This window comes from Asanoa sp. WMMD1127 (genome assembly GCF_029626225.1).
Classification (GTDB): Bacteria; Actinomycetota; Actinomycetes; order Mycobacteriales; family Micromonosporaceae; genus Asanoa.
The window spans coordinates 5,580,659-5,603,531 of sequence record NZ_JARUBP010000001.1 but is presented as its reverse complement, the minus strand read 5'-3'; the positions used below and the strand labels follow the sequence as shown (position 1 = coordinate 5,603,531).

Below are 22,873 nucleotides of genomic sequence, written 5' to 3'. Positions count from 1 at the left end.
GCGAACTGATGGTACTTCGCAACCGGTCATGCTAGCGTCACCGCGACCACTTTCATTCTGCAAGCAGTTTGGGAGGCATCGTGCGTGGGCGCATCGACCGGCGCTACAGCGAGGAGCGGGCCGAGGCGGTGCCCTGGGCCGACGCGCAGGCCCGGCTGGCCACGGCCGAGGTCGCCTGGATCGTCACCGTGCGGCCCGACGGCCGTCCACATGCGACACCCATGGTCCCGGTCGTCGATGCCGGCCGGGTCTGGTTCCACACCGGCAGCACCGAGGTGAAGCACGCCAACATCCAGGCGAACCCGCACGTGCTCGTGCTCGCCGGCGACACCGCCTGGGAAGGCGGGCTCGACGTGGCCGTCGAGGGGACCGCCGTGCCGGTGACCGACGAGGCCGAGCTGCGGCGGGTCGCCGCGCTCTACCGCGGCCGCTGGGACGGCCGCTGGCAGCTGGAGATCCGTGACGGCGCCGTCGCCGCCCTGACGCCCGACACCCGGCTCGTCGTGTTCGAGGTGACGCCCGACAAGGCGTACGCCCATGCCAAGGGTGAACCGTTCGGCCAGACCACCTACCGCCAGGAAGGGACATCATGAAACTGCTGCTCACGTCCGGAGGCGTCAAGAACCCGAGCATCCACGGCGCGCTGGTCGACCTGCTGGGCAAGCCGATCGCGGAGTCGACCGCGCTGTGCATTCCCACCGCCATCTACGCCCGGCGCGGTGGCGAGGTGCGGTCGTGGCGGTTCATCAGCGGGCAGGAACCGCAGTGCCCGATGACCGAGCTGGGTTGGAAGTCCGTCGGCGTGCTGGAGCTGACCGCGCTGCCCAGCGTCGGCGAGGACACGTGGGTCCCCACGGTCCGCGACGCGGACGTGCTGCTGGTCAACGGCGGCGACCCGCTCTTCCTCTGCCACTGGATGCGCGAGTCCGGGCTGGCCGACCTGCTGCCGTCGCTGCGCGACACCGTCTGGGTCGGGTTGAGCGCCGGCAGCATGGTGCTGACGCCCCGCATCGGCGAGGACTTCGTGGACTGGCGGCCGCCCGCCGGGGACGACACCACGCTGGGTCTCGTCGACTTCTCGATCTTCCCGCACGTCGACCACGAGATGCTGCCGGAGAACACGATGGCCGCGGCGGAGAAGTGGGCCGCGGAGCTGGGTGGCCTGGCCTACGCGATCGACGACGAAACGGCCATCAAGGTCGTCGACGGCGCCGTCGAGGTCATCTCCGAGGGGCACTGGAAGGAGTTCACGGCCTAGCCGCCTCCTCCACCGCGCCGCGCAGGCCCAGTCGCTCCCCCTCGCGCCAGCTCCGCTCGAACCGCTCGTGGCCCAGCCGCTCCCGCAGCTCGTCGAGGCCCGCGCCCTGGGTCGGCCACGGCGGCACGTACGCCTGGATCCACAGGCGGCTCGACGGGGTCTCGAAGGTGCCGGCGGCCGCGGCCAGCCGCACCGCCCGCACCGGCCGGTCCTGGGCGCCGGCCAGGTCGGCCAGCACTGTCAGGAACAGGCCGACGCTGGCGACGTCGCCGCTCTCCGCCGCCGCGCGCAGGCCGGCCACCAGGCTGTCCTGGGCGCCGGCGAGCTCGCCGCGTGCGACCAGCACCACGCCGCAGGTGTAGCGGGCGACCACCATCCCGAGCTCGTCGCCGGCCTCCGCCGAGACACGCATCGCCTCGGCGAGGTGGTCGCCTGCGGCGGCCGGGTCGCCCTCCTGCAGGGCGATCATGCCGAGCCGGCTGTGGAACAGGCTGACGAGCCAGCGTTCGTCGGTGCGCACGGCCAGGTCGTACGCCTGGTGCAGCAGCCGGTCGGCCGTCTCGTGGTCGCCGGCCCGCGCGGCGAACGAGCCCAGCGGGCCGAGCGCGCGCGCCTCGGTGACGGCGTCACCCGTCGCGTGCGCGAGCTGACGGCCCCGCTCGAAGTCGGCGCGGGCCTGCTCGTCCTGGCCGGACACCAACGCCATGGCCCCGGCCGCCACCAGGGCCCGCCCCTGCAACCGGGGCGACAACCGCTGCGGGTCGTCGAGCGTCCGGCGCAGGTAGCGCTGCCCCTCCTCGAGGTAGCCCCGGCGCCACCACAGCGGCCAGATCGCCCAGCCGAAGCGCAACGCGTCCGCCCGCCGGCCCTGGTCGAGCAGCCAGTTGATCGCCGCGTCCAGGTTGCCGTGCTCGCGGTCGAGGCGGGCCAACCAGTCCGGCGAGTCCGGGCCGTTGAGGTGGGGCGCCGCCTGCAGGGCCAGGTCGAGGAAGTACGCGGCGTGCCGCTCGCGGACGGCGGCCCCCTCGCCCGCGGTGGCGGCCAGCCGCTCCAGGGCGAAGTGCCGCACGCTGTCGACCATCCGGAAGCGGGCGTCGCCGTCCCGGTCGATCAGGGCGGCGTCCACAAGGGACTCCAGCCCGTCGAGCACGTCGAGCGGCTCGTCGAGGCAGGTCGCCACCGCCTCGACGGCCGGCAGGTCGAAACCGCCGGCGAACACGCCGGTCACGGCGAACAGCCGCTGTGCGTCCGGCGGCAGCAGCTGATGGCTCCAGGCGAGCGTGTCGCGCAGGGTGCGCTGGCGCGGCGGCAGGTCGCGCTGGCCGCCGGTGAGCAGGCTCAGCTGGTCGTCGAGCCGGGCAGCAAGCCCGGCCGGGGACAGCAGCGGCACGCGGGCCGCGGCGAGCTCGATGGCCAGCGGCAGACCGCCGAGCCGGCGGGTGATCTCCAGCACCGGCGCCAGGTTGTCGGCGGTCAGCGCGAACCGCCGGTCGCCGGCCCGGGCGCGGTCGACGAACAACCGCACGGCGCTGTAGCGCTCGAGCACCTCGGCCGGATCGAGGCGGCCGTTCGCCTGTGGCGCCCGCAGAGGCGGGACCCGGAAGACCCGCTCGTCGTTGAGCCGCAGCGGCATGCGGCTCGTCACCACGGCCGTCACGCCCGGCGCGGCCCGGAGCAGCGTGGCCAGGTCCGGCGCCGCCTCGGCGACGTGCTCGAAGTTGTCGACCACGAGCAGCATGCGCTTGGTGCGCAGGAACATGGCGAGGTCCTCGCACGACCGGACCCCGCCCGAGGTGCGCAGGCGCAGCGCCCGCGCGATGGCCTCACCCACCGACTCGACGCCGGCGACGGTCGACAGGTCGACGTAGCGCACGCCGTCCCGGTAGAGGGACGCGACGCGGGCGGCCAGCGCGGCGGCCAACCGGGTCTTGCCGACGCCACCCGGTCCGGCCAGCGTCAGCAACGGCACCCGAGCGTCGGTCAACAGGCCCGACAGCAGATCGAGTTCGTGCTCGCGGCCGACCAGCGGGGTGCGCGGCACCGGGATCGGCCCGGGCGCCGCCTCCTCGCCGGTGGCCGGCCCGTGGCGGTGGAAGCTCTCCGAGAGCAGCACGGCCAGGTCGTGCTCGACCAGGCGGCGCAGCTCGGCCGCGCTGTGGAACCGGCGGTAGGACACCTCGCCGTCGCGGGCGATCGCGGCCAGCAGGGCGTCCAGTCGGGCGTCGCGGCCGGCGACCGGGTGCTTGACGTACACCAGGCGGGGCAGTCCGCCGGCGAGGCGGTACTCGTCCTCGATGCCGGACACCGGCGCGTCCGGCCCGATCCAGCCGTAGCTCTCGCCGTACACGCCGACGAAGATCTGGCTCTGTTCGAGGTAGGACCGGTAGACGTCGCGGGGCGCGTGCGGCCGGGCGCCCGCCTCGAACATCACCGGGACGAGGTGCAGGCCGGCGATGGCGTCGCGGACCGCCTGCCGCTCGGCCGTCAGGTCGGCGAGCGTCGAGCTGACGAACACCCGCAGCCGCTGGTCCGGCGTCAGGATGACCCGATCCGCGTCGACCGGATCGGACGTGACCGCGGTCACGGGCCCGTTTCCCGCGGCCCGGACCGGCTGAGCTCGTACGTGCGCATGTCGGATCCCCCAACCGACATGTATAGCGCCGGTCGCGGTCCGTGAACGCCATCGCGGGGGCGGAGCGACGACGCTCACACCCCCGCGACCCCGGTCGGCCGACTCAGTCGGCGGCCTGCCAGCTGTAGAACGGCTTGGCCACCGAGTCCTGCGGCCCGCGCCACGACTTCGGGTCGTAGGGCGCCACGTAGGGGCTCAGGTCTTCGATGATCTTCGAGAACGCCGGCGCGTGGTGGTTGCCGCCCAGGCCTTCGGCGACCGCGGCGTCGGTGCGTTCCATCAGGTGCACGTACACGTCGTCGATCGAGTAGAGCCACCGGCCCGCCACGCCCATCTGGGTCGGCAGCGGCCCCTCGTCGGACTCACGGAAGATCCGGGCGACCTCGGCCTCCGAGCCGGGCTTGATCCGCTGCACGATGAGCAACGGGTTGGCGCCGGCGGCCGGCGTGCGCCCCGGCGCGACCCAGCTGTAGAACGGCTTGGCCACCGAGTCGGACGGGTTCTGCCAGTTGCGCGGGTACGGCGTGACGTACGGCGCGATCTTCTCGGCGATCTCCTGGAAGGCCGGCAGGCCGCGCTTCTGGCCCGACACCTCGGGGTCCTCGGCCCGCTCGACGACGTGGATGTAGAGGTCCTGCAGCGACAGCAGGATGCGGCCGGTCACGCCCACGTCCTGCGGCCGGGTCACCTTGTCGAAGTGACCGAAGACGTCGGCCACCTTCTGCTCACTGCCCGGGACGATGCGGCAGACGATGACGTTGCGGAATACCACGGCTGCTCCTCACAGATTGGTGTTGAAGGTGACGGGAAGCTCGATGAGGCCGCGGAACGGCGACGCGGCCGGCAGCCGGCGCAGTTCCTCGACCGGCTTGCCGAGCGCGAGGCCCGGCATCCGGCGCAACAGCTCACCGATGCCGATCTGCGCCTCCATGCGGGCCAAGGAGACGCCGAGGCAGTAATGCACGCCGTGGCCGAAACCGAGGTGCGGTCCCCGTTCGCGCCGCAGGTCGAGCCGGTCCGGGTCCTCGAACTGCGCGGGGTCGTGGTTGGCCGAGTTGATCACCACACCGACGACCGAACCCTCGGGAATGCGTACGCCCTGGAAGTCGAGGTCCTCGGTGGCGATCCGTGGGCTGGCCACCGGCAGCGGACCGTCGAAGCGAAGCAGCTCCTCGATCGCGTGCGGCAGCAGCTCCGGCTGCTCGATCAACAGCTCGAGCTGGTCCGGGTGGGTCAGCAGGGCCACCATCGCGTTGCCGATGAAGTCGGCGGTGGTCTGGTGGCCGGCGAACAGGAGCAGGAACGTGGTGCTGACCAGCTCGCGGTCGGACAGCAGCCCCTCGTCGTCGCAGGCGCTGATCAGCATGCTGACCATGTCGTCGCCGGGCGTCGCACGCTTGGCCGCCACGAGCTCGGTCAGGTAACCGTGCAGCCAGGCCTGCGCCTCCTGCACGGCCGCCTTCTCCTGGGCCGGCGGCCGGCCGGACGACCCGGACTCGCGGATCACCTGCGTCCAGGCCAGCACCGGCTCGTGGTCGGTGCGCGGGATACCGAGCAGCTCCGAGATGACCATCATCGGCAGCGGGATCGCGAAGTCGCGCATCAGGTCGGCCCGGCCCTGCGGCACGACCCTGTCGAGCAGGTCGGCCACGATCTCGGTCACCCGCGGCCGCAGCGCCTCGATCCGCCGCGGCGCGAAGGCCCGCGAGGTCACCTGCCGCAGCCGGCTGTGCTCCGGCGGATCCGAGTTGAGCATGTTCTTGTTCAGGCCCTCGGAGTTCGGCCCGAAGATCCGCAGGAAGTGCTGGCCCGGCCCGTAGAGGTCCTTGGACAGCCGCGGGTCGGTCAGCGCGGCCTTGGCGTCCTCGAACCGCGTGATCAGGTAGGAGTCGAACCGCGGCGAGCTGACCGGACACACTGGACTGTCGGTGCGCAGCTTGGCGAAGGCGGGATACGGGTCCACGGCGAACTCGTCGGTGTAGAGCTCCGCCGCTGGTACGGCATCGTCGGCCATCGTGCCTCCTCGGGCTCGCCGGCGCTTCAACTCGGAGATTAGACCGCGTTAGTCCCTTCTGTGGGCTTTCCGCGCCTTTACGCCGATTCGGTGGAGCGCGGCCCGGCCGAGTGGTCGCCGCCCCGCGTCCGTGACCTGGTCAGCGTTGGAGGTTTGTCCGGCGGCGACCTTCGCCGTCCTCGGCCAGCGGCGTCGTGGCCGCGCCGGTGCGGGTGCGTTGGGTCAGGATCACGCAGACCAGGACGACCGCGGCGGCCACCAGTGCGATCGGGGTGATGGGCTCCGACAGCAGCAGGGCCGACCAGGCCATGGTGAGCACCGGTTGCACCAGTTGGATCTGGCCCACGCGGGCGATGCCACCGCGGGCCAGGCCGGCGTACCAGGCGAAGAAGCCCAGAAACATCGACACCAGCGTGAGGTAGCCGAACGCCGCCCAGCCGCGGCCGTCCGCCGCGGGTGCATTCGCGACCGCGGCCACGGCCGTGATCGGGACCGTGACCGGCAGGGCCACGAGCAGCGCCCAGCAGATGGTACGGGCGCCGCCGAGCTCCTTCGCGAGCGCGCCACCTTCGGCGTAGCCGAGGCCGCAGAGCGTGACGGCCGTGAGCAGGAACAGGTCGGCGTGGTTGAGTCCACCGTGGACCGTGCCGCTCGCGGCCAGGAAGGCGAGGACCGCCACCAGTCCCCCGGCGCCGGCGAGCCAGAACAGCGGCGGCGGGCGCTCGCCGGCGCGCAGCACCGCGAACACGGCCGTCATCGCCGGCAGCACGGCGACGACCACCGCGCCGTGGGACGCGGTCTGGGTCAGCAGCGCCAGCGAGGTGAACAGCGGGAACCCGGCCACGACCCCGAGCGCGACGACCGCGAGCCGCCGCCACTGGGCGGGAGTCGGCCGGGGCGCGCCGGTCCACCGGAGGTAGGCCGCCGCCAGCAGCGCCGCGCCCACCGCCCGGCCGAAGGCGACGAACCAGGGGTCGAGCTGCGCCACCGCGATCCGGGTGGCCGGCAGCGACATGCTGAACGCCACCACGCCCAACGCCCCGAGCGCGAACCCGGCCGTTACCGTGTTCGGCCCGGTAGCGCTACTCTCTGCTCTCATGAGTGACGGTAACGCAGCGGCTCGCGTTATCCAAGATCTGCGCGGTCTGGCATCGGCCGCCGCGCCCGGCACGCGGCTGCCGTCGGTGCGGGAGCTGACCGTCCGGCACCAGGCGTCGCCGGTCACGGTCGCGGAGGCCCTCCGGCAGCTGGTCGCCCAAGGAGTGGTCGAGACCCGGCCCGGCCGCGGCACCTACGTGGCGGCGCCGCGGAACGCGCCCGCCCAGCCGCCCGACCTGGCGTGGCAGACGGTGGCCCTCGGCCCCGGCCGGTCAGGCGAGACGGAGATGCAAGCGTTACTGGCGTTACCCCCGGCCGGCGCGATCCCGCTCTCCGGCGGCTACCTGGACGCCGACCTGCAACCCGCCGCCGCCCTCGGCGCCGCGCTGGCCCGGGCGGCCCGCCAGCCGGCGTCCTGGCAACGCGGCCCGGCCGAGGGCCATCCGGACCTGCGCGCCTGGTTCGCCCGCGAGACCGGCGCCGGTCTCCGCGCGGACGACATGGTGATCTGTCCGGGTGGTCAGGCGGCGCTGTCGACCGCGCTGCGCGCACTCACCACTCCGGGCGACACGATCCTGGTGGAGTCCCCCACCTACCTCGGCGCGCTGGCCGCCGCGCACGCCGCCGGCCTGCGGGTGGTGCCGGTGCCGACGGACACCGACGGCGTACGCCCCGATCAGCTCGCCGCCGCCTTCGCCCGCACCGGGGCCAGGTTGTTCTACTGCCAGCCGCTGCACGCCAACCCGCACGGCGCGACGCTGGCCGCGGCCCGCCGCCCCGCCGTGGCCGCCGCCCTCGACGCGGCCGGCGCGTTCCTCATCGAGGACGACTACGCCCGCGACCTGACGATCGACGGCACGCCCCCGCCACCGCTGGCGGCCGACGACCCTGACGGGCACGTGGTCTACGTGCGCTCGCTGACCAAATCGGCCGCTCCCGGCCTGCGCGTGGCCGCCATCGGCGCCCGCGGCCCCGCCGGCGCCCGCCTGCGCGCCGCCCGCCTGCTCGACGACTTCTTCGTCGCGGGCCCGCTCCAACTGGCCACCTTGGAGTTCGTCAGCTCGCCGTCCTGGTCGCGCCACCGCCGGGGCCTACGCGCGTCGCTCCGCACCCGCCGCGAGGCGCTGCTGTCCGCGCTCCACCGCCACCTCCCGGAGCTGGTCCCGACGGTGGTCCCGCGCGGCGGCCTGCACCTGTGGGTCGAGCTCCCCGCGGGAACGGACGACGTCGCACTGGCCACGAGGGCGGCCACCGAAGGCGTGATCGTCTTCCCGGGCCGCCCGTGGTACGCCGCCGAACCCGACGCGCCCCACCTCCGCCTCACCTACGCCGCGGCGCCACCGGACCTGATGGACGACGCCGTCCGCCGCCTCGCCCGGGCCCTCAACGACGGCGCATGACGCGTCGTCGCGCACGGGGCCACCGAAGAGCTCCGACCAATGTTCACGGGCGGTTCGTGGTGAGGTCGACCCGAGCGCGCAGCTCGAGGGGCGCCGGGACGCGGCCGGCGGCCAGCGCCCGGGTCAGCTCCTCCCACGTGGCGGCTAGCGCCCAGGTCAGCTCCTCCCACGTGTCCGCGGACACCCGGGACCTGCCCGGTCAGCGTCTCGTGGAGCGCATCAGCCCTTGGGGCGCACTCTCCGTGAGCGCAGTGCGGGGCGCCCAGCTTGTCAAAGGCGGCGAGGCCGGTTGAGGCGGTCAGGCCGGCCCAGCCCGCGACACATCAGGTCCGGCCCAGCCGGCGGCATCAGCCGCCCTGATGCCGGAGGAGATGCACGCCGGGGCTTGTCGGGCGACCGAAGATTGGTGGCGGGATTGGTGCGAAGCGCCAACCCCGCACCGCTACTGAGCGTTCCGGCGTTGCGCGCGGAACTGTTCCACGGGGAGGCCACCCCAGCCCCAGTTCTCTGTCTCGACCTCGTCGATGACGACGAAGGTCGCCTCCATCGGTTTGTGGAGCACGTCGAGCAGCAGTTGGCTGACGCCCTTGATGAGGGCGGCCTTCTCCTCGGCGGTCGCGGCCTCCGCACCCGGGGTGGTGCCTTCCTTGGTGATCTGGATGGTGACGATCGGCATCGTTCCTCGTCCTTTCTGGTCAGTGTCCGGCGTTCTGGCCGCCGTCGACGTGGAGGATCTCGCCGGTGACGAACGGGGCCGACTCCAGATACAGCACCGCCTCGACGATGTCGCTGGCTTCGCCCATCCGGCCGACCGGGTGGAGGCCGTCGAAGGTCGGGTGGTACTCGACCGGGTGCATCGGGGTCTTGATGATGCCCGGCGCCACGGCGTTGACGCGTACGCCGCGGGTCGCGTACTCGATGGCCAGCGACTTTGTCGCCGAGCTCAGCCCGCCCTTGGTCACCGAGGCCAGCACCGACGGCACGTTGGAGTTCGGCTGGTCCACGAAGCTCGTCGTGATGTTGACGACGTGGCCGGCGCCGGTCTGTGCCAGGTGTGGCAGGGCACGCCGGGTGAGGTGGAAGAAGCCCGCGACGTTGACGCCGACGAGCAGGTCGAAATCGTCGTCGGTGTAGTCGGTGAACGGCTTCGCGATGAAGACCCCGGCGTTGTTGACCACGGTGTCGATCCGGCCGAAGCGGTCCAGCGCCGCGGCGACCACCTGGTCCGCCGTCGCCGGGTCGGCGATGTCGCCCTGGACGGTGACGACCTGTGGGTCGTCGCTCAGGGCGATCGAGCGCGACGTGGCCACGACGCCGTAGCCGAGCTTGCGGTATCCCTCGACGAGGCCGGCGCCGATGCCCTGGGACGCACCGGTGATCACGACGACTTTCTGACTGGTCATGAGCGTTCCTTTACTACTAGACGACTGGTCGACTAAAAGCTAGACGACCGGTCGTGTAAGCTCCAAGGCATGGGACGCACGAGTGACGCGCGAGACAAGATCCTCGAGGCGGCCAAGGTGCTGATCGAGCAGCGCGGCTACTCGGCGTTGGGGGTGGCCGAGATCTGCGCGGCGGCGGGGGTACCGAAGGGCAGCTTCTACTACTTCTTCCCGTCGAAGCAGGCGCTGGCGCTCGCGGTGATCGACGAGCACTGGGCAGCCCAGCGGGCGCAGTGGGTGGAGGTGCTCAGGACCGAGCGCGACCCGCTGCAGCGCCTGCGCGACCTGTTCGAGGCCACGGAAGACGTGCAGCGCAAGGGCCAGCAGCGCGCGGGCGTGGTGGTGGGTTGCCTGTTCGGCAATCTCGCGCTGGAGCTCAGCAACCAGGCCGAGGAGATCCGCAAGCGGCTGCAGGAGATCTTCGAGGCCCAGATCGACCTGATCGAAGAGGTCGTCGTCGACGCCAAGGCGCACCACCTGGCCGACCTGTCCGTCGACAGCCGCGAAGCCGCGCGTTCCATCGTGGCCCAGCTAGAGGGCCGAGTCCTGCTGGCGAAGCTGCTCAACGACCCCGACCAGCTCGACACGCTGTGGACCAACGCCCTCAACCTACTCCAGGTGCGAGGCCGATCACGTTCAACCGCCCCTACGGCCTAGCTGTGCTGTCCAGGGAGGTTGGTCAACCTGGTGATGGGTGGTTGGCCGCCGATGGCGGTGTGGGGTCGGTGGTGATTGTAGTGATGCAGGAAGGCCGGTAAGGCCTTCCTGCGGGCCTGTTCGCTGGTGTAGAGCCGGGCCAGTGCCCAGCCGTCGGTCATGGTCCGGTGGAACCGTTCGACCTTCCCGTTGGTCTGTGGCCGGTAGGGGCGGGTTTTGCGCGGCTTGATGCCCAGTTGGGTGCAGGCCTGGCGCCAGGCGTGGGACTTGTAGGCCGATCCGTTGTCGGACAGGACTCGTTCGACGGTCACACCGCGGGCGGCGAACCAGGCCACCGCGTGGCGCAGGACGTCGATGGCGGTGGCTGCCTTCTCGTCGTCGCGGATCTCGGCGTAGGCGACGCGGGAGTGGTCATCGATGACGGTATGGACGAACGCGGTCCCGACCCTGGGTTCCCACTTGGCGTTGCGCACTCCGGTGCGCTGGGCGGTGGCCTGCCGGTTGCGGTCGCCCTGGCGGCGCCCGACGAAACGCCAACCGCCCCCGTCGGGGACGTTCCCGTATTTCTTCACATCGACGTGCAGCATCGCCCCGGGATGATCGTGTTCGTAACGGCGGACAGGTTCCCCGGTGACCCGGTCTATGTGGGTGAGCCGGTTGACCCGGCAGCGGACCAGAACCGCGTACACGGTCGAGGCCGCCATCGCCAGCCGGGCGGCGATCTGGACCGGTCCGAGACGGCGTTTCAATCGCAGGTGCACGATCGTGCGGACCAGCGGCTGCGGCGTGCGCGTCGGGCTGCGGTGCGGCCGGCTGGAGCGGTCCTGCATACCGGCCTCACCCGCGGCGTGGTACCGGTCAACCCACCGTTTCGCGGTCCGGTACGACACGTCGAACCGCCGCGCGGCCGCGGCGATCGTCCAGCCCTGCTCGACTACCAGCCGGGCCAGTTTCAGACGTGCTATCGGAGTCAGAGCTGCGTTAGCGTGTGCCACGAGGCCTCCAGTCAACGTGAAGCGGTTCTTCGACAGCTCCACTTCACGACCGGAGGCCTCACCCGTTCAAGACCTAGATCGTCTCGTCACACAACCTTGACCAACCTCCCTGGACAGCACACCTAGCGCACGGTAGGCCTCCAACCGCTGAGCTGCCACGCCTGCGAGGCCGGCCGCTGGGCCACCAGAGCCGCTGCGCCGCCAGGCCGCTGCGCCGCCAGGCCGCTGCGCCGCCAGGCCGCTGCGCCGCCAGGCCGCTGCGCCGCCAGGCCGCTGCGCCGCCAGGCCGCTGCGCCGCCAGGCCGCCGGACCGCTGCGCCGCCAGGCCGCTGGGCCGCTGGGCCGCCAGGCCGCTGGGCCCCTGGGCCGCCAGGCCGCTGCGCCGCCACGCCGGGCGGGGCTGACCGCGCGACACCCCGCGCGGACCGGTCACGCCGCGGGCGCGGGGCCGGGGCGTGCGTGCTACCGTTCCGATATTGCGGTTACATGTTCCCCATACCAAGCAGACGCCCGGGCAGCCAACCACGGGCGTTTTGTGTTTGTGCCGGCACGCCGGTCGGGATGGATGCATGCGGCAATCGCGGCGCCCGCACGGTGTGGGCACCATTCCGAGAGGTTAGAGGAAATGGCAGTAGGTACCGTCAAGTGGTTCAACGCTGACAAGGGGTTCGGCTTCATCGAGCAGGACGGTGGAGGCCCCGACGTGTTCGCCCACTTCTCGGCCATCCAGGCCAACGGCTTCCGCTCGCTGGAAGAGAACCAGCGCGTGGAGTTCGACATCACGCAGGGCCAGAAGGGCCCGCAGGCGTCCAACATCCGCGTCATCTGACCCGTTGCGGTCGTGCCCGGGCCTGACGACATCGGCCTGGGCACGGCCCGCCGGGCAGCCGGGCAGCCGGGCAGCCGGTGCCAGCCGGCACCCCCGAGAGGGAAAATCACGAATTCGGCCGCAGCAGCGCCGCGGCGCGGGCCACGATGGCGGTACCGGGGCACGGCTCCAGGACCTGAGCCGGACCGAAGGCGCCACAGCGGGCAGATCTGCGCCCGGTGGACGACACTGCAGGTAGCCACACGGCACAACGCACCACGCACCACGCGACCACCCGTGAACGGCACCACAAGCGACATCACCGGTAACGGCAGCAGGCCGTTATCGGCGCGGCGGTGACCAGGGTCCCCACCGACCTGGCGATCCAGGCCCGGCAGACGACCGGGCCGGCTCGAACCTGGAAGGAGGCGCGATCGACATGGACGGTCTCCGACTCACCCGCACCGGGCTGGTGCCCGAGGTGCAGCTCTTCCTCGCCGAGGATCCGACGATCTTCTGGGCGCGGCTCGAGGCCCAGGCCGGTCACAAGATGCCCGCCCCGTTCTGGGCCACCGCCTGGGGCGGCGGCCAGGCGGTCGCCCGCTACGTGCTCGACGCCCCCGAGACCGTTGCCGGGCGGCGGGTGCTCGACCTCGGCTCCGGCTCCGGGCTCGTCGCGATCGCGGCGGCGATGGCCGGCGCGTCAGTCGTGGTCGCCAACGACATCGACCCGTACGCGTCGGCGGCGATCCGGGCCAATGCCCGCGTCAACGGCGTACACGTGATTCCGTTGTCGACCGACCTGCTCGACCTGACCCCCGACGCCATCGCGGACATCCGGGCCGAGGTGGTGCTGGCCGGCGACGCCTTCTACAACGACCAGCTCGCCGACCGGGTCCTGCCGTTCCTGCTCGCCGCCGCCCAGCGCGACACCCTGGTCGTCGCGGGTGACCCGGGCCGCGGCCGGATCCCGTCGGAGGACTGGCAGGTCGTCACGACCTATCCGGTGTCGTCGCTGATCGGCGAGGACGCCGAGCTGACCGCGGCCAGCGTGCTCACGCCGCGGAACTACGCGCGGCTACCCGTGCCCGGGTGACCGACTTGTGCTCGATGTAACCGAGCAGGCCGACCATCCCGTACTCCCGACCGATGCCACTGGCCTTGTAACCGCCGAACGGGCCGTCGAAGCTCATCGGCGAACCGTTGACGGTCACGGTGCCGGTGCACAGCCGGCGGGCGACCGACAGCGCACGCACTTTCGTCGTGTGCCGCCACGGCCCCTCGTCGAACGCCGCCCGGGCCGCCGCCACAGCGTCGTCCACATCGGACGGGGCCGCCTGAACGGCTTGCCCGAGCACCGACCCGTCATGCGGCGACCGGATCTCCAGCAGCGCCGGCGAGCTCGGCGGCACCCAGGCGCCGCCGACGTAGAGCCTGTCCCGGACGATCATGCGACCACGTCCGTGGATCGGCTGACGTGGGCCCACTTCCGCGCCTCGGCGAGCCGCGACTCCTCGGCGGCCAGCGTGATGTCCAGCGCGTCGTTGCCCAGCAACAGCCGGCGGGGTGCTTCCGGCCCGTCGGCCACCTCGACGATCGCCCGCGCCATCCGGGCCGGATCCCCCGGCTCTTGGCCGGTGTACTGCCCGAACATCGCCTGCCACCGCCCCACCGTCTCAGCGTAGTCCGGCGTGGTCGGGCCCGAGGTCTGCGCCGCACCGGCCGCCCAACCGGTGCGGATGCCGCCCGGCTCGACGATCGTCACCTTGATCCCCAGCGGCGCGACCTCGCTGGCCAGCACCTCCGAGAAGCCCGCGACACCGAACTTCGCGGTCTGGTACGCGCCGAGGCCGGGCGTACCGCCGACCCGCCCGCCGACGGACGAGATCTGCACGACATGGCCGGAGCGCTGGCGGCGCAGGACGGGCAGCGCCGCCCGGGTCACGTTGATCACGCCGAACAGGTTCGTCTCGACCTGGGCCCGGAACTCGTCGGCCGGGAAGTCCTCGATCGAGCCGCTGGTCGCGTACCCGGCGTTGTTGACCACGACGTCGAGCGAGCCGAAGCGGTCGACCACGGTCGCGACGACGTCTCGGGCCGCCGCCTCCGAGGTGAGGTCCAAGGGCAGGGTCAACAGCCGATCCGGGTACGCCGCCCGCAGCTCGGGCAGCGCGTCGGCCTGCCGAGAGGTCGCCGCCACCCGGTCGCCGGCCGCCAACGCCGCCTCGGTGAGGGCTCGACCGAGGCCCTGCGAACCCCCGGTGATCAACCACGTGCGTGTCATCGCGAATCTCCTAGAACATGTTGAAGCTGGAACGCTAAGTACGACATGAACGTAGCACTAAATATTCCAGCCGCCACCGGACGGCTGCTTGTGGCTGCCCATCTGCTACAGCGGGTATGATCTAACACACCATGAGAGCAGACGCCGCCCGCAATCTCGCCCAGGTCCTCCGCGCCGGCGCCCGCCTGCTGGCCGACGACCCGAGCACTCCCCTGTCGGCGATCGCGAGCGCGGCCGGAGTAGACCGCACGACCTTGCACCGCCGCTTCGCCAGCCGCGAGGCCCTGCTCAGCGCGGTCTTCGACGCCAAGCTCGACTCGGCCGAGCGGGTCCTCGACGAGGCCCGCCTCACGACCGCGCCGGTGCCGGTCGCGCTGCACCGCTTCGTCGAGGGCATCGTGCCGGTCAGCCGCGAGTGGCCGGTCGACACGCACCGCATGATGCGCAACGATCCGCCCGCCGCCGCCCGGGCCGCCGGGCAGAGCGCCCGGCTCGACGCCTTCGTCCAGCGCGCCGCCGACGAGGGCTTCCTGCGTGCGGGCGTCGCCCCGGAATGGGCCCGCGCCGTCCTCGACCAACTGGTCAGCACTGCCGCCTACCGATTCCCGGAGATGCCACCGCCCGAGGCGGCCGACCTAGTCGTCGACACCCTCCTCCACGGAGTCTGGCGCTGAAACGCGATGCCCCTGATGCTGCGGTGAAGGTCCGTGTTCCTCCGGCGCTCCACCCGACCGGTCAGGGGCGACGACGCACGGCCCCGCACGGCTACGGTGGGCCAGCAGACGAAGGGGCAGCCCATGGACGCGTTCCGGACCAGGCTCGCCGTGATGGTGCTCGCCACCCTGGCGCTCGGCGGCGTGCTGTCCTGGTTGGCCGGTCTGTGGCCCGGGGCCGACGAGCCGCGGGCCACGGTCGACCACTGCTACGTCACCTACGACCGCCAGGAGGTCCGGCACCACCGGTGCGTCGGCAACTGGACCCGGGGCGGCCACGGCCATCGCGGCCCGATCCACGGCGTCGACGTCGGCACCTCGTGGCAGGCGCTCGACCCCGAGCACCCGAACGAGGCGTACGAGTGGGAGGTCCGGATCCCGGAGTCCGCCAAGCACCCGAGAGTGCTCGCCGACACCCAGCAGGCCTGGACGCTCTCGCCGCGCGCCCTCCCCTGGGCCTTCGCCCCCGCCCTCGTCACCGGCGTGCTCGCCGTCCTGCTCTGGTTCCTGGTCGCGACCGTCCGGGCCCGGCGGGTCAGCCCTTCACCGCTCCCTGCAGGCCACCCACGATCTGTTTCTCCGCGAACGTGAAGAACAGCAACGCCGGCAGCATGGCCAGGGACGTGAAGGCCAGGATGCCGGCGGTGTCCGATGTGTACTGGCTGCTGAAGTTCTGCACGCCCAGCGGCAGCGTATGCAGGCTGACGTCGCCCAGCACGAGCAGTGGCAGCAGGAACGCGTTCCAGCTCGCCACGAACGCGAGCACGCCGACGGTGACCAGGGCCGGTCGCGACAGCGGCAGCGTGATCCGCCAGAGGAAGCCGAGCCGGCCCGTGCCGTCGATCGCCGCCGCGTCCTCCAGCTCGCGCGGGATGGCCGTGAGGAACGGGCGCAGGATCACGATCGTGAGCGGCAGCGAGAACGCGACCTGGGGCAGGATCACGGCGTAGTACGAGTTCGTCAGGTTGAGGTCGCGCAGCATCAGGTAGAGCGGCAGGATCGCCGCGCCGGCCGGGAAGAGCAGGCCCAGGGTGAAGAACGTGTAGAGCGCCTCGCGGCCGCGGAAGGTGTAGCGGGCCAGCACGTACGCCGCGCAGACGCCGAGCACGACGACGCACACCGTCGTGCCGATCGCGATGACCGCGCTGTTGAACGCCTGCCCCCAGAAGTCGCTCTCGGTCAGCACCCGCCGGTAGTTGTCCCAGACCCACGGGTCGGGCAGCCCGGCCGGGTCGGCGACGATCTGCGGCGTGGTGCGGAAGCCGCCGACGATCACGTAGACCACCGGCGCGATCGACACCGCGGCCACGGCGAAGGCGAGGGCGTACGTCAGCGGGTTGCCCCAGGAGAACGGCCGAGCACCCATCAGTTCACCCTCCCGGTGAGCGCGCCCTGGATGTCGCGGCGGAGCAGGAACCGCTGGAACAGCAGCGCCGCCACGAACGAGATGACGAACAGGATGACGGCGACCGCGTTGCCGTAGCCCCAGAGCCGGGCGAAGAAGCCGTTGTCGACCATGTAGGTCGCCATGGTGGCCGAGGCGCCCAGCGAACGGACGGCGGGGACCGACGTCACCCAGATCACGTCGAAGACCTGCAGCGAGCCGATCATCGACAGGAACATCCAGATCCGGATCGTCGGGCCGAGCAGCGGCAGCGTGACGTGCCGCTGGATCTGCCACCAGCCGGCGCCGTCGATCGCGGCGGCCTCGGTCAGCTCCGGCGGCACATTGGACAGTCCGGCGAGCAGCAGGATGATGGCGAACCCGACGTACTTCCAGGTGAGCACGAACAGCAGCGTCCAGATCACCACGTCGAGGTCGGCCAGCCACGCCTGCACCAGGCCGCCGAGCCCGAGCGAGCGCAGCAGCGCGTCGACCGTGCCGCCGTCGGTCAGGATCAGCTTCCACATGATGCCGGCGGTGACCTCGGCCAGCACGTAGGGCACGAAGACCAGCAGCCGGAACACCGTGCGCCCGCGGAAACGCCGGTTGAGCAGCAGCGCGACGCCGAGCGCGATCGGGCCCTGCACCAGCAGCGAGCCGACCACGATGACGGCGTTGTTGCGCAGCGCGTCCAGGAAGATCGGGTCCTGAAAGGCGAGCACGTAGTTGTCGAACCCGACGTAGTCGGTCGGCGCCCCGACGCCGCGCCAGCGGAAGAGGCTGTAGTAGACGGCGAAGCCCATCGGCACGAGCACGAACATCACGTAGACGACGATCGCCGGCGTAGTAAGGCCGATGATCTCGTACCACTTGCGCCGGGTCTCGGCCGCCCGGGACGACCGGCGGCGGGCGGGCGGTCGCCCCGCCGGCAGCGCGGACGCGCCACCGGCGGGGCTCACCTTGGTCGAGGTCACTTCTTGGCAGCCGACTTCATCGCGTCGACCACCTGCTGCGGGGTGCCCTTGCCGGCGAAGATGCCGACGATCGCGTCGTTCATCGCGTTGCCGACCGTGCTGCCGAACGCGGTGTCCAGCCAAAGCTGCACATAGGTGGCGCCGGAGGTGGCCTCCAGAATGGACTTCAGCGCCGGGTCCTCGACACCCGCCTCGGCGCCCTTGGCCACCGGCAGGCCGGTGCCCGTCTCCGCGTACCCCGTCTGCACCTCGGGGCTCACGATGTATTTCAGGAACTCGACGCACTCGGCCGGCGCGTTCTTGGCGCAGGCGAAGCCGTCGCCGCCGCCGAGGGCCGCCTTCGGGTCGCCCGCGGAGCCGGAGAGGGCCGGCACGGGGAACCAGCCGAGGAACTTCTTGAGCGCCTCGGGATCCTCGGCGACCGTCTCCAGCGTGCCCTTGTTCCAGTCGCCCATCAGCTCCATCGCGGCCTTGCCGTTGGCCAGCAGGCCGTTGGCGCTGGTCGGGTCGTTCTGCCCGGGGGTCGCGATGAAGTTGTTCTGGAACGGCTCGGTGGCGATGAAGGTCTTGAGGTCCTCGCCGGCCTTGACGAAGCACGGGTCGTCGAAGACCAGGTCGACGGACGCCTTCTTGAGCGTCTCGACCGAGCAGGCGCGCAGCGCGAAGTTGTACCACCAGTGCGCGGCGGGCCACTTGTCACCGGCGCCCAACGCGATCGGCACGACGTTGATGGCCTTGAGCTTGGTGACCGCGTCGTTGAGCTCGTCGAACGTGGTGGGCGGGGCGGAGATGCCCGCCCGCGCGAACATGTCCTTGTTGTACCAGATGCCTTCGATGCCCATCCGGAACGGCAGGCCGTACTGCTTGCCGTCGACCTGCCAGATCTCGGCGGCGCTGCCGATGTTGCCGACCTCGGTCCTGACCTGCTCGGTCACGTCCTTGAGGTAGTCGGCCTCCACCTGCTCGCGGATCTCGCCGCCGCCCCAGGCCTGGAAGATGTCCGGCGGGTCGTTGGTCAGCAGCGCGGCGGGGAGCCGGGTGCGCTGGAGCTGGTTGGTCTCGATCGCCTCGATCTCGATCGTCACGCTCGGGTGCGCCGCGGAGAAGTCCTTCGCGACCTTCTGCCAGTAGGTCTTGCCGGGGCCGTCCTGGGAGGCGTTGTGCCACCAGGTCAGCGTCACAGGGTTCTTGTAGAGCTCGTCCGCGGCGGGCGCCTCGTCCTCACCGCCGCCGCCGCAACCGGCGACGAGCAGGGCTGTTACCGAAAAAATCGCAAGAGCACGGTGCTTGATCGCCATCGATCTCTCCTCGACCGGTCAGTCGGGTGCTCGGGATTGACGGCGAGTTTCGCAGCCATCACAAGCCAGTGTCAATCGTTATCGATATCGTTTTCGAAACGCTCCAGGGGTACGCCCGACCGCCCGCTATCCTCATCGGCGTGGCGTTCCCGCAGCGTGTGAAGATGTCGGACGTGGCCCGCACGGCCGGCGTCTCGGTGGCCACCGTGTCCAAGGTCGTCAATGGTCGCTACGGGGTGGCCCAGGCGACCGTCGAGCGCGTCCAGCAGGTCATCCACCAGCTCGGCTACGAGGCCAGCCTCGGCGCGCAGAGCCTGCGCAGCCACCGCACCAACGTGCTCGGCATCCTGGTCGCCGAGTTCGAGCCGTTCTCCACGGAGCTGCTCAAGGGCGCGTCCAAGGAGCTGGCGGGCACGGGCTACCAGCTGCTCGCCTACTCCAGCGGCGACGGCGGCGGCACGGCCATCGGCTGGGAACGGCGCTCGCTGGCCCGCCTCTCCGGCACCCTGATCGACGGCGCCGTCATCGTCACGCCGACCGTGGTCGAGACCAAGCAGGACTTCCACGTCGTCGCCGTCGACCCGCACACCGGCCCGTCCGGCCTGCCGACCATCGACTCCGACAACTTCGCCGGCGCGGTGCTCGCCACCAACTACCTGCTCTCGCTCGGCCACCGGCGGATCGGCCACCTGAGCGGCCGCCCCGACCTCGAGTCGGCCCGGCTGCGCGAGGCGGGCTTCCGCAAGGCGATGGCCGACGCGGGCGTCGCCGTCGACGAGCGGCTGGTCCGCGTCGGTGGCTTCCGCAGCGAGAGCGCCGAGGGCCCGGCCGCGGAACTGCTGGCGCTGCCCGACCGGCCGACGGCGGTGTTCGCCGGCAACGACCTCTCCGCCATCTCCACAATGGACGTGACGCGCGGCATGGGCCTGTCGGTGCCCGACGACCTGTCGGTCATCGGCTTCGACAACGTCCCCGAGTCGGCCGTGGTCAACCCGCCCCTGACGACCATCATGCAACCCCTGCAGCAGATGGGCGCCGAGGCGCTGCGCCTGCTGGTCGACCTGATCGCCGGCGTCGAGCGGGAAACCCACATCCGCATGCCGACGGAGCTGGTCGTCCGGGCCTCCTGCCGCCCACTCTGACCCCGCGGGACCCACCGGCACCAGCCTGGCCGCCGGAGGTTTGGCGTCGCCTCTCGTGGCTACGAGGCAGTCAGTGGCCGAGGGAGGAGATCCGCATGGCACGACCCACGATCGTCCTGGTGCACGGCGCCTGGGCGGACGCCTCGAGTTGGAATTCCGTCGTCACGGCCCTGCGGGACATGGGGTTCACGGTGCTGGCGTTGCCGAACCCGTTGCGGGGCGTGACGAACGACGCGGCGTACGTCGCGTCCTGTCTCGGTCAGCGGACCGCCGGGCCGGTCGTCCTCGTTGGACACTCGTACGGCGGCTTCGTCACCACCAACGCCGGGCTGGACGGCGGCGACGTCCGGGCGCTCGTCTACGTAGACGCGTTCATGCCGGACGAGGGCGAGACCACGTTCGGCGTGCTGGGCGACTCGGGGTCGGCGCTCGCGGTGCCCGACCCGACCACCGTGCTGGACGTCATCGGCTACCCGGGCGCGCCGGAGGGCGACGCGGACGCCTTCCTCAAGCCCGAGACCGTGCACAGCTCGTTCGCCCAGGACCTGCCGGAGCAGGACCGCTGGCTGATCGCGGCGGGCCAGCGCCCACTCACCTTGAGCGCCAACATGACCCCGTCCGGTCCCCCGGCGTGGCGGTCGCTGCCGAGCTGGGCGGTCATCGGCACCGAGGACCGGATCATCCCGGCGAGCGCGCAGCGCCGGATGGCGGAGCGCGCGGGCGCGACGGTCACCGAGGTGGCCGCCTCACACGTCTCGATGGTGTCGCAGCCACGGGCGACGACGGAGGCGATCGTGGCCGCCGCCACCGCCGTCGGCGAGTGACCCGGTCAGCGCACGAACGGTAGGCCCAGCTCCCACAGGCGGTCGGCGGCCGCGGGGTCGAGGGCGTGCGCGGCCACGCCCGTCCGGGCGTCGGGACCACCGGGTACGACCGGCATCTCGCGGTTGTCCTCGAAGTAGCGCGCGGTCACCCCGGCGACGGTCGGCGACGCCGCGAGCAGCACGGTGGTCGACGCGCCCTCGGCGGCCGTCTTGAAATGGGCCGGCACCAGCAGCTCCCCCGCCTCGTCCATGGCGCCCCACGCCACCATCGTGTCGCGGTCGAGGTGCCGCTGGAGCTTGGTGTGGATCGAGCCCGGCGCGACCGCGTTGGCCACGATGCCGTCCGCCGCCCACCGCTCGGCGATCCCGACCGCGAGCAGCACGTCGGCCGTCTTCGACTGGCCATAGGCGGCGAACCCGTCGTACGGCCGGCGGTCGAACTGCGGGTCGTCGAAGTCGACCGGGCAACGCAGGTGGGCGCCCGAGCTGACCAAAACCACCCGGGCCGAGCCGGCGGCGGCGAGCGCGTCGTGCAGCCCGTACGCCAGGGCGAAGTGCCCGAGGTAGTTGACGGCGAGCTGCAGCTCCCAGCCGGCCGCGGTGGTCTGCCGGGTCGGCAGCGCCATGATGCCGGCGTTGCCGACGAGGGCGTCGAGCGGCCCGTCCCAGCCGCGGACGAACTCCGCGACCGAGTCGAGGTCGGCGAGGTCCAGGCGGCGGGCGAGCACCCGGCCGGGCAGCTCGTCGGCGAGCGGCTTGGCGTCGGCGGGCTCGCGGGTGGCGACGGTCACCTCGGCGCCGGCGCCGGCCAGCGCGCGGACCGTCTCGGCGCCGATGCCGGAGGCACCGCCCGTGACGATCATCCGGCGGCCGGTCAGGTCGACGCCGGCCAGGACCTCGGCGGCTGTCGTGCGGGAGTGGAACTCAGTCATGGCTGTTACGGTATGAGCCGCGCGGCAGACGATGAATAGTCGAGACGGCACGAAACTTTAGCGAGCGTCCAGCCATGGATCCTTTGGAAGACGTACTGACCTTGATCGGGGTCTCCGGTCACCTCTCCAGCGGCATGGTCGCCGGCGGCCGCTGGGCGCTGCGCTTCACCCCGCTCGACGGGGTCAAGTTCAACGCGGTGCGGCGGGGGCGGTGCCTGCTCACCGTCGAGGGCCTGGCCGATCCGATCCCGCTCGCGACCGGCGACTGTTTCCTGCTCACGAGGCCGGTCCCGTTCGGGCTGGCCAGCGACGCCGAGGTGCCGCCGGAGCCGGCCGGGCCGGTGTTCGCCGCGGCCGTCGACGGGGTGGCCCGCGTGGGCGACGGCGACGACCTGGCGCTGATCGGCGGCCGGTTCAGCTTCCACCGGCGGGCGCGGGCGCTCCTGCTCGACGGCCTGCCGCCGGTTATCCACGTGCCGGCCACGACCGCCGAGGCCGAGGCGGTGCACTGGGCGATCGACCGGATCGACGCCGAGGTGCGGGCCAAGCGGATCGGCTCGACGCTGGTCGCCGAGCATCTGGCGGTGGTGATGCTGATCCAGGTGCTCCGCTTCCATCTGGCCACCACCGACGCCGCCCCGTCCGGCTGGCTGGCCGGGCTGACCGATCCGGTGGTCGGCCCGGCGCTGCGGGCGATGCACGCGCGGCCGGGTGAGCGGTGGACGGTCGGGTCGCTGGCGGGCGCGGCCGCGGTGTCCCGCTCGACGCTCGCGGCCCGGTTCCGCGAGGTCATCGGCAAGAGCCCGGTCGACTACCTGACCGGCTGGCGGATCGAGCTCGCGGCGGACCGCATCCGGCGCGGCGACGGCACGCTGGCCAGCATCGCCCGCGAGGTCGGCTACGGCTCGGAGAGCGCGTTGAGCGTCGCGTTCAAGCGCGTCACCGGGGCGTCACCGGCCGGCTACCGGGCCGGCGTTGGATCGGAACCGTGACCGGTGCATCGTTTCGCGGCGGTTCC

At 71.9% G+C, this 22,873-nt stretch carries 25 protein-coding genes; 11 read left to right on the top strand and 14 right to left on the bottom strand.

Annotated elements, in window-relative coordinates:
* Window positions 1–80 precede the first annotated feature (80 nt).
* Both O7635_RS26715 and O7635_RS26710 read left to right on the top strand, forming a co-directional pair.
* A complete protein-coding gene (locus tag O7635_RS26715; protein WP_278083229.1) occupies window positions 81–593 on the top strand; it encodes a pyridoxamine 5'-phosphate oxidase family protein in 513 nt (170 codons plus the stop codon).
* A complete protein-coding gene (locus O7635_RS26710) occupies window positions 590–1,258 on the top strand; it encodes a Type 1 glutamine amidotransferase-like domain-containing protein (RefSeq protein ID WP_278083228.1) in 669 nt (222 codons plus the stop codon). The genes O7635_RS26715 and O7635_RS26710 overlap by 4 nt, the downstream gene beginning before the upstream one ends.
* Here O7635_RS26710 and O7635_RS26705 read toward each other — a convergent pair.
* From O7635_RS26705 to O7635_RS26690, 4 genes are all read right to left on the bottom strand, one after another.
* Window positions 1,248–3,842, bottom strand: coding sequence for a DUF4062 domain-containing protein (locus O7635_RS26705; RefSeq protein WP_278083227.1), 2,595 nt, complete (start codon window positions 3,840–3,842; stop codon window positions 1,248–1,250). The genes O7635_RS26710 and O7635_RS26705 overlap by 11 nt on opposite strands.
* A 151-nt stretch (window positions 3,843–3,993) precedes the next feature.
* Complete coding sequence (locus O7635_RS26700; RefSeq protein WP_278083226.1) at window positions 3,994–4,662, bottom strand: TcmI family type II polyketide cyclase; 669 nt, start codon at window positions 4,660–4,662, stop codon at window positions 3,994–3,996.
* A 9-nt stretch (window positions 4,663–4,671) separates the two neighbouring features.
* The gene (locus O7635_RS26695; protein WP_278083225.1) at window positions 4,672–5,904 is read right to left on the bottom strand and encodes a cytochrome P450; all 1,233 of its coding nucleotides are present in this window, start codon (window positions 5,902–5,904) and stop codon (window positions 4,672–4,674) included.
* A gap of 139 nt (window positions 5,905–6,043) precedes the next feature.
* Complete coding sequence (locus O7635_RS26690) at window positions 6,044–7,003, bottom strand: DMT family transporter (protein WP_278083224.1); 960 nt, start codon at window positions 7,001–7,003, stop codon at window positions 6,044–6,046.
* Between O7635_RS26690 and O7635_RS26685 the strand changes: the two genes are divergently transcribed.
* Complete coding sequence (locus tag O7635_RS26685; protein ID WP_278083223.1) at window positions 7,002–8,402, top strand: PLP-dependent aminotransferase family protein; 1,401 nt, start codon at window positions 7,002–7,004, stop codon at window positions 8,400–8,402. The genes O7635_RS26690 and O7635_RS26685 overlap by 2 nt on opposite strands.
* Window positions 8,403–8,445: 43 nt before the next feature.
* Here the strand turns inward: O7635_RS26685 and O7635_RS26680 are convergent, their stop codons facing one another.
* From O7635_RS26680 to O7635_RS26670, 3 genes are all read right to left on the bottom strand, one after another.
* Window positions 8,446–8,586: a hypothetical protein gene (locus O7635_RS26680; protein WP_278083222.1), complete on the bottom strand. Its 141-nt coding sequence runs from the start codon at window positions 8,584–8,586 to the stop codon at window positions 8,446–8,448.
* A gap of 258 nt (window positions 8,587–8,844) precedes the next feature.
* Complete coding sequence (locus tag O7635_RS26675) at window positions 8,845–9,078, bottom strand: 4-oxalocrotonate tautomerase family protein (RefSeq protein ID WP_278083221.1); 234 nt, start codon at window positions 9,076–9,078, stop codon at window positions 8,845–8,847.
* A 19-nt stretch (window positions 9,079–9,097) separates the two neighbouring features.
* On the bottom strand, window positions 9,098–9,805 hold the full coding sequence (locus O7635_RS26670; protein ID WP_278083220.1) for an SDR family oxidoreductase: 708 nt from the start codon (window positions 9,803–9,805) through the stop codon (window positions 9,098–9,100).
* A gap of 69 nt (window positions 9,806–9,874) precedes the next feature.
* Between O7635_RS26670 and O7635_RS26665 the strand changes: the two genes are divergently transcribed.
* On the top strand, window positions 9,875–10,501 hold the full coding sequence (locus tag O7635_RS26665; protein ID WP_278083219.1) for a TetR/AcrR family transcriptional regulator: 627 nt from the start codon (window positions 9,875–9,877) through the stop codon (window positions 10,499–10,501).
* Here the strand turns inward: O7635_RS26665 and O7635_RS26660 are convergent.
* A complete protein-coding gene (locus O7635_RS26660; protein WP_278085578.1) occupies window positions 10,498–11,496 on the bottom strand; it encodes an IS481 family transposase in 999 nt (332 codons plus the stop codon). The two genes, O7635_RS26665 and O7635_RS26660, sit on opposite strands and share 4 nt — an antisense overlap.
* Window positions 11,497–12,121: 625 nt before the next feature.
* On the opposite strand from O7635_RS26660, the gene O7635_RS26655 reads away from it, so the two are divergent.
* Window positions 12,122–12,325, top strand: coding sequence for a cold-shock protein (locus tag O7635_RS26655; protein ID WP_278083218.1), 204 nt, complete (start codon window positions 12,122–12,124; stop codon window positions 12,323–12,325).
* 418 nt (window positions 12,326–12,743) lie between these two features.
* On the top strand, window positions 12,744–13,400 hold the full coding sequence (locus O7635_RS26650; protein ID WP_278083217.1) for a 50S ribosomal protein L11 methyltransferase: 657 nt from the start codon (window positions 12,744–12,746) through the stop codon (window positions 13,398–13,400).
* On the opposite strand, the gene O7635_RS26645 is transcribed toward O7635_RS26650, so the two are convergent.
* Both O7635_RS26645 and O7635_RS26640 read right to left on the bottom strand, forming a co-directional pair.
* Window positions 13,360–13,755 (bottom strand): aldehyde dehydrogenase family protein, encoded by a 396-nt coding sequence (locus tag O7635_RS26645; RefSeq protein ID WP_278083216.1) that lies wholly within the window; start codon window positions 13,753–13,755, stop codon window positions 13,360–13,362. The genes O7635_RS26650 and O7635_RS26645 overlap by 41 nt on opposite strands.
* Window positions 13,752–14,588 carry an SDR family NAD(P)-dependent oxidoreductase gene (locus O7635_RS26640; RefSeq protein ID WP_278083215.1) on the bottom strand — a complete coding sequence of 279 codons (837 nt, stop codon included), beginning with the start codon at window positions 14,586–14,588 and terminating at the stop codon, window positions 13,752–13,754. The genes O7635_RS26645 and O7635_RS26640 overlap by 4 nt, the downstream gene beginning before the upstream one ends.
* A 131-nt stretch (window positions 14,589–14,719) precedes the next feature.
* Between O7635_RS26640 and O7635_RS26635 the strand changes: the two genes are divergently transcribed.
* Window positions 14,720–15,262, top strand: a complete 543-nt coding sequence (locus O7635_RS26635; RefSeq protein ID WP_278083214.1) for a TetR/AcrR family transcriptional regulator — start codon at window positions 14,720–14,722, stop codon at window positions 15,260–15,262.
* 123 nt (window positions 15,263–15,385) lie between these two features.
* Window positions 15,386–15,892 (top strand): hypothetical protein, encoded by a 507-nt coding sequence (locus O7635_RS26630; protein ID WP_278083213.1) that lies wholly within the window; start codon window positions 15,386–15,388, stop codon window positions 15,890–15,892.
* Here the strand turns inward: O7635_RS26630 and O7635_RS26625 are convergent.
* The 3 genes from O7635_RS26625 to O7635_RS26615 are packed head-to-tail and all read right to left on the bottom strand — an operon-like array spanning window position 15,837 to window position 18,957.
* Complete coding sequence (locus O7635_RS26625) at window positions 15,837–16,667, bottom strand: carbohydrate ABC transporter permease (protein WP_278083212.1); 831 nt, start codon at window positions 16,665–16,667, stop codon at window positions 15,837–15,839. The two genes, O7635_RS26630 and O7635_RS26625, sit on opposite strands and share 56 nt — an antisense overlap.
* Window positions 16,667–17,659, bottom strand: a complete 993-nt coding sequence (locus tag O7635_RS26620) for a sugar ABC transporter permease (RefSeq protein ID WP_278083211.1) — start codon at window positions 17,657–17,659, stop codon at window positions 16,667–16,669. Before O7635_RS26620 ends, O7635_RS26625 begins: the two co-directional genes overlap by 1 nt.
* The gene (locus O7635_RS26615; RefSeq protein ID WP_278083210.1) at window positions 17,656–18,957 is read right to left on the bottom strand and encodes an extracellular solute-binding protein; all 1,302 of its coding nucleotides are present in this window, start codon (window positions 18,955–18,957) and stop codon (window positions 17,656–17,658) included. Before O7635_RS26615 ends, O7635_RS26620 begins: the two co-directional genes overlap by 4 nt.
* Before the next feature lie 140 nt (window positions 18,958–19,097).
* Between O7635_RS26615 and O7635_RS26610 the strand changes: the two genes are divergently transcribed.
* Window positions 19,098–20,099 (top strand): LacI family DNA-binding transcriptional regulator, encoded by a 1,002-nt coding sequence (locus O7635_RS26610; protein WP_278083209.1) that lies wholly within the window; start codon window positions 19,098–19,100, stop codon window positions 20,097–20,099.
* 95 nt (window positions 20,100–20,194) lie between these two features.
* Complete coding sequence (locus O7635_RS26605; RefSeq protein WP_278083208.1) at window positions 20,195–20,923, top strand: alpha/beta hydrolase; 729 nt, start codon at window positions 20,195–20,197, stop codon at window positions 20,921–20,923.
* Window positions 20,924–20,928: 5 nt separating this feature from the next.
* On the opposite strand, the gene O7635_RS26600 is transcribed toward O7635_RS26605, so the two are convergent.
* Window positions 20,929–21,855 (bottom strand): SDR family NAD(P)-dependent oxidoreductase, encoded by a 927-nt coding sequence (locus O7635_RS26600; protein WP_278083207.1) that lies wholly within the window; start codon window positions 21,853–21,855, stop codon window positions 20,929–20,931.
* Window positions 21,856–21,929: 74 nt separating this feature from the next.
* On the opposite strand from O7635_RS26600, the gene O7635_RS26595 reads away from it, so the two are divergent.
* On the top strand, window positions 21,930–22,847 hold the full coding sequence (locus O7635_RS26595; protein ID WP_278083206.1) for an AraC family transcriptional regulator: 918 nt from the start codon (window positions 21,930–21,932) through the stop codon (window positions 22,845–22,847).
* Window positions 22,848–22,873: the final 26 nt, after the last annotated feature.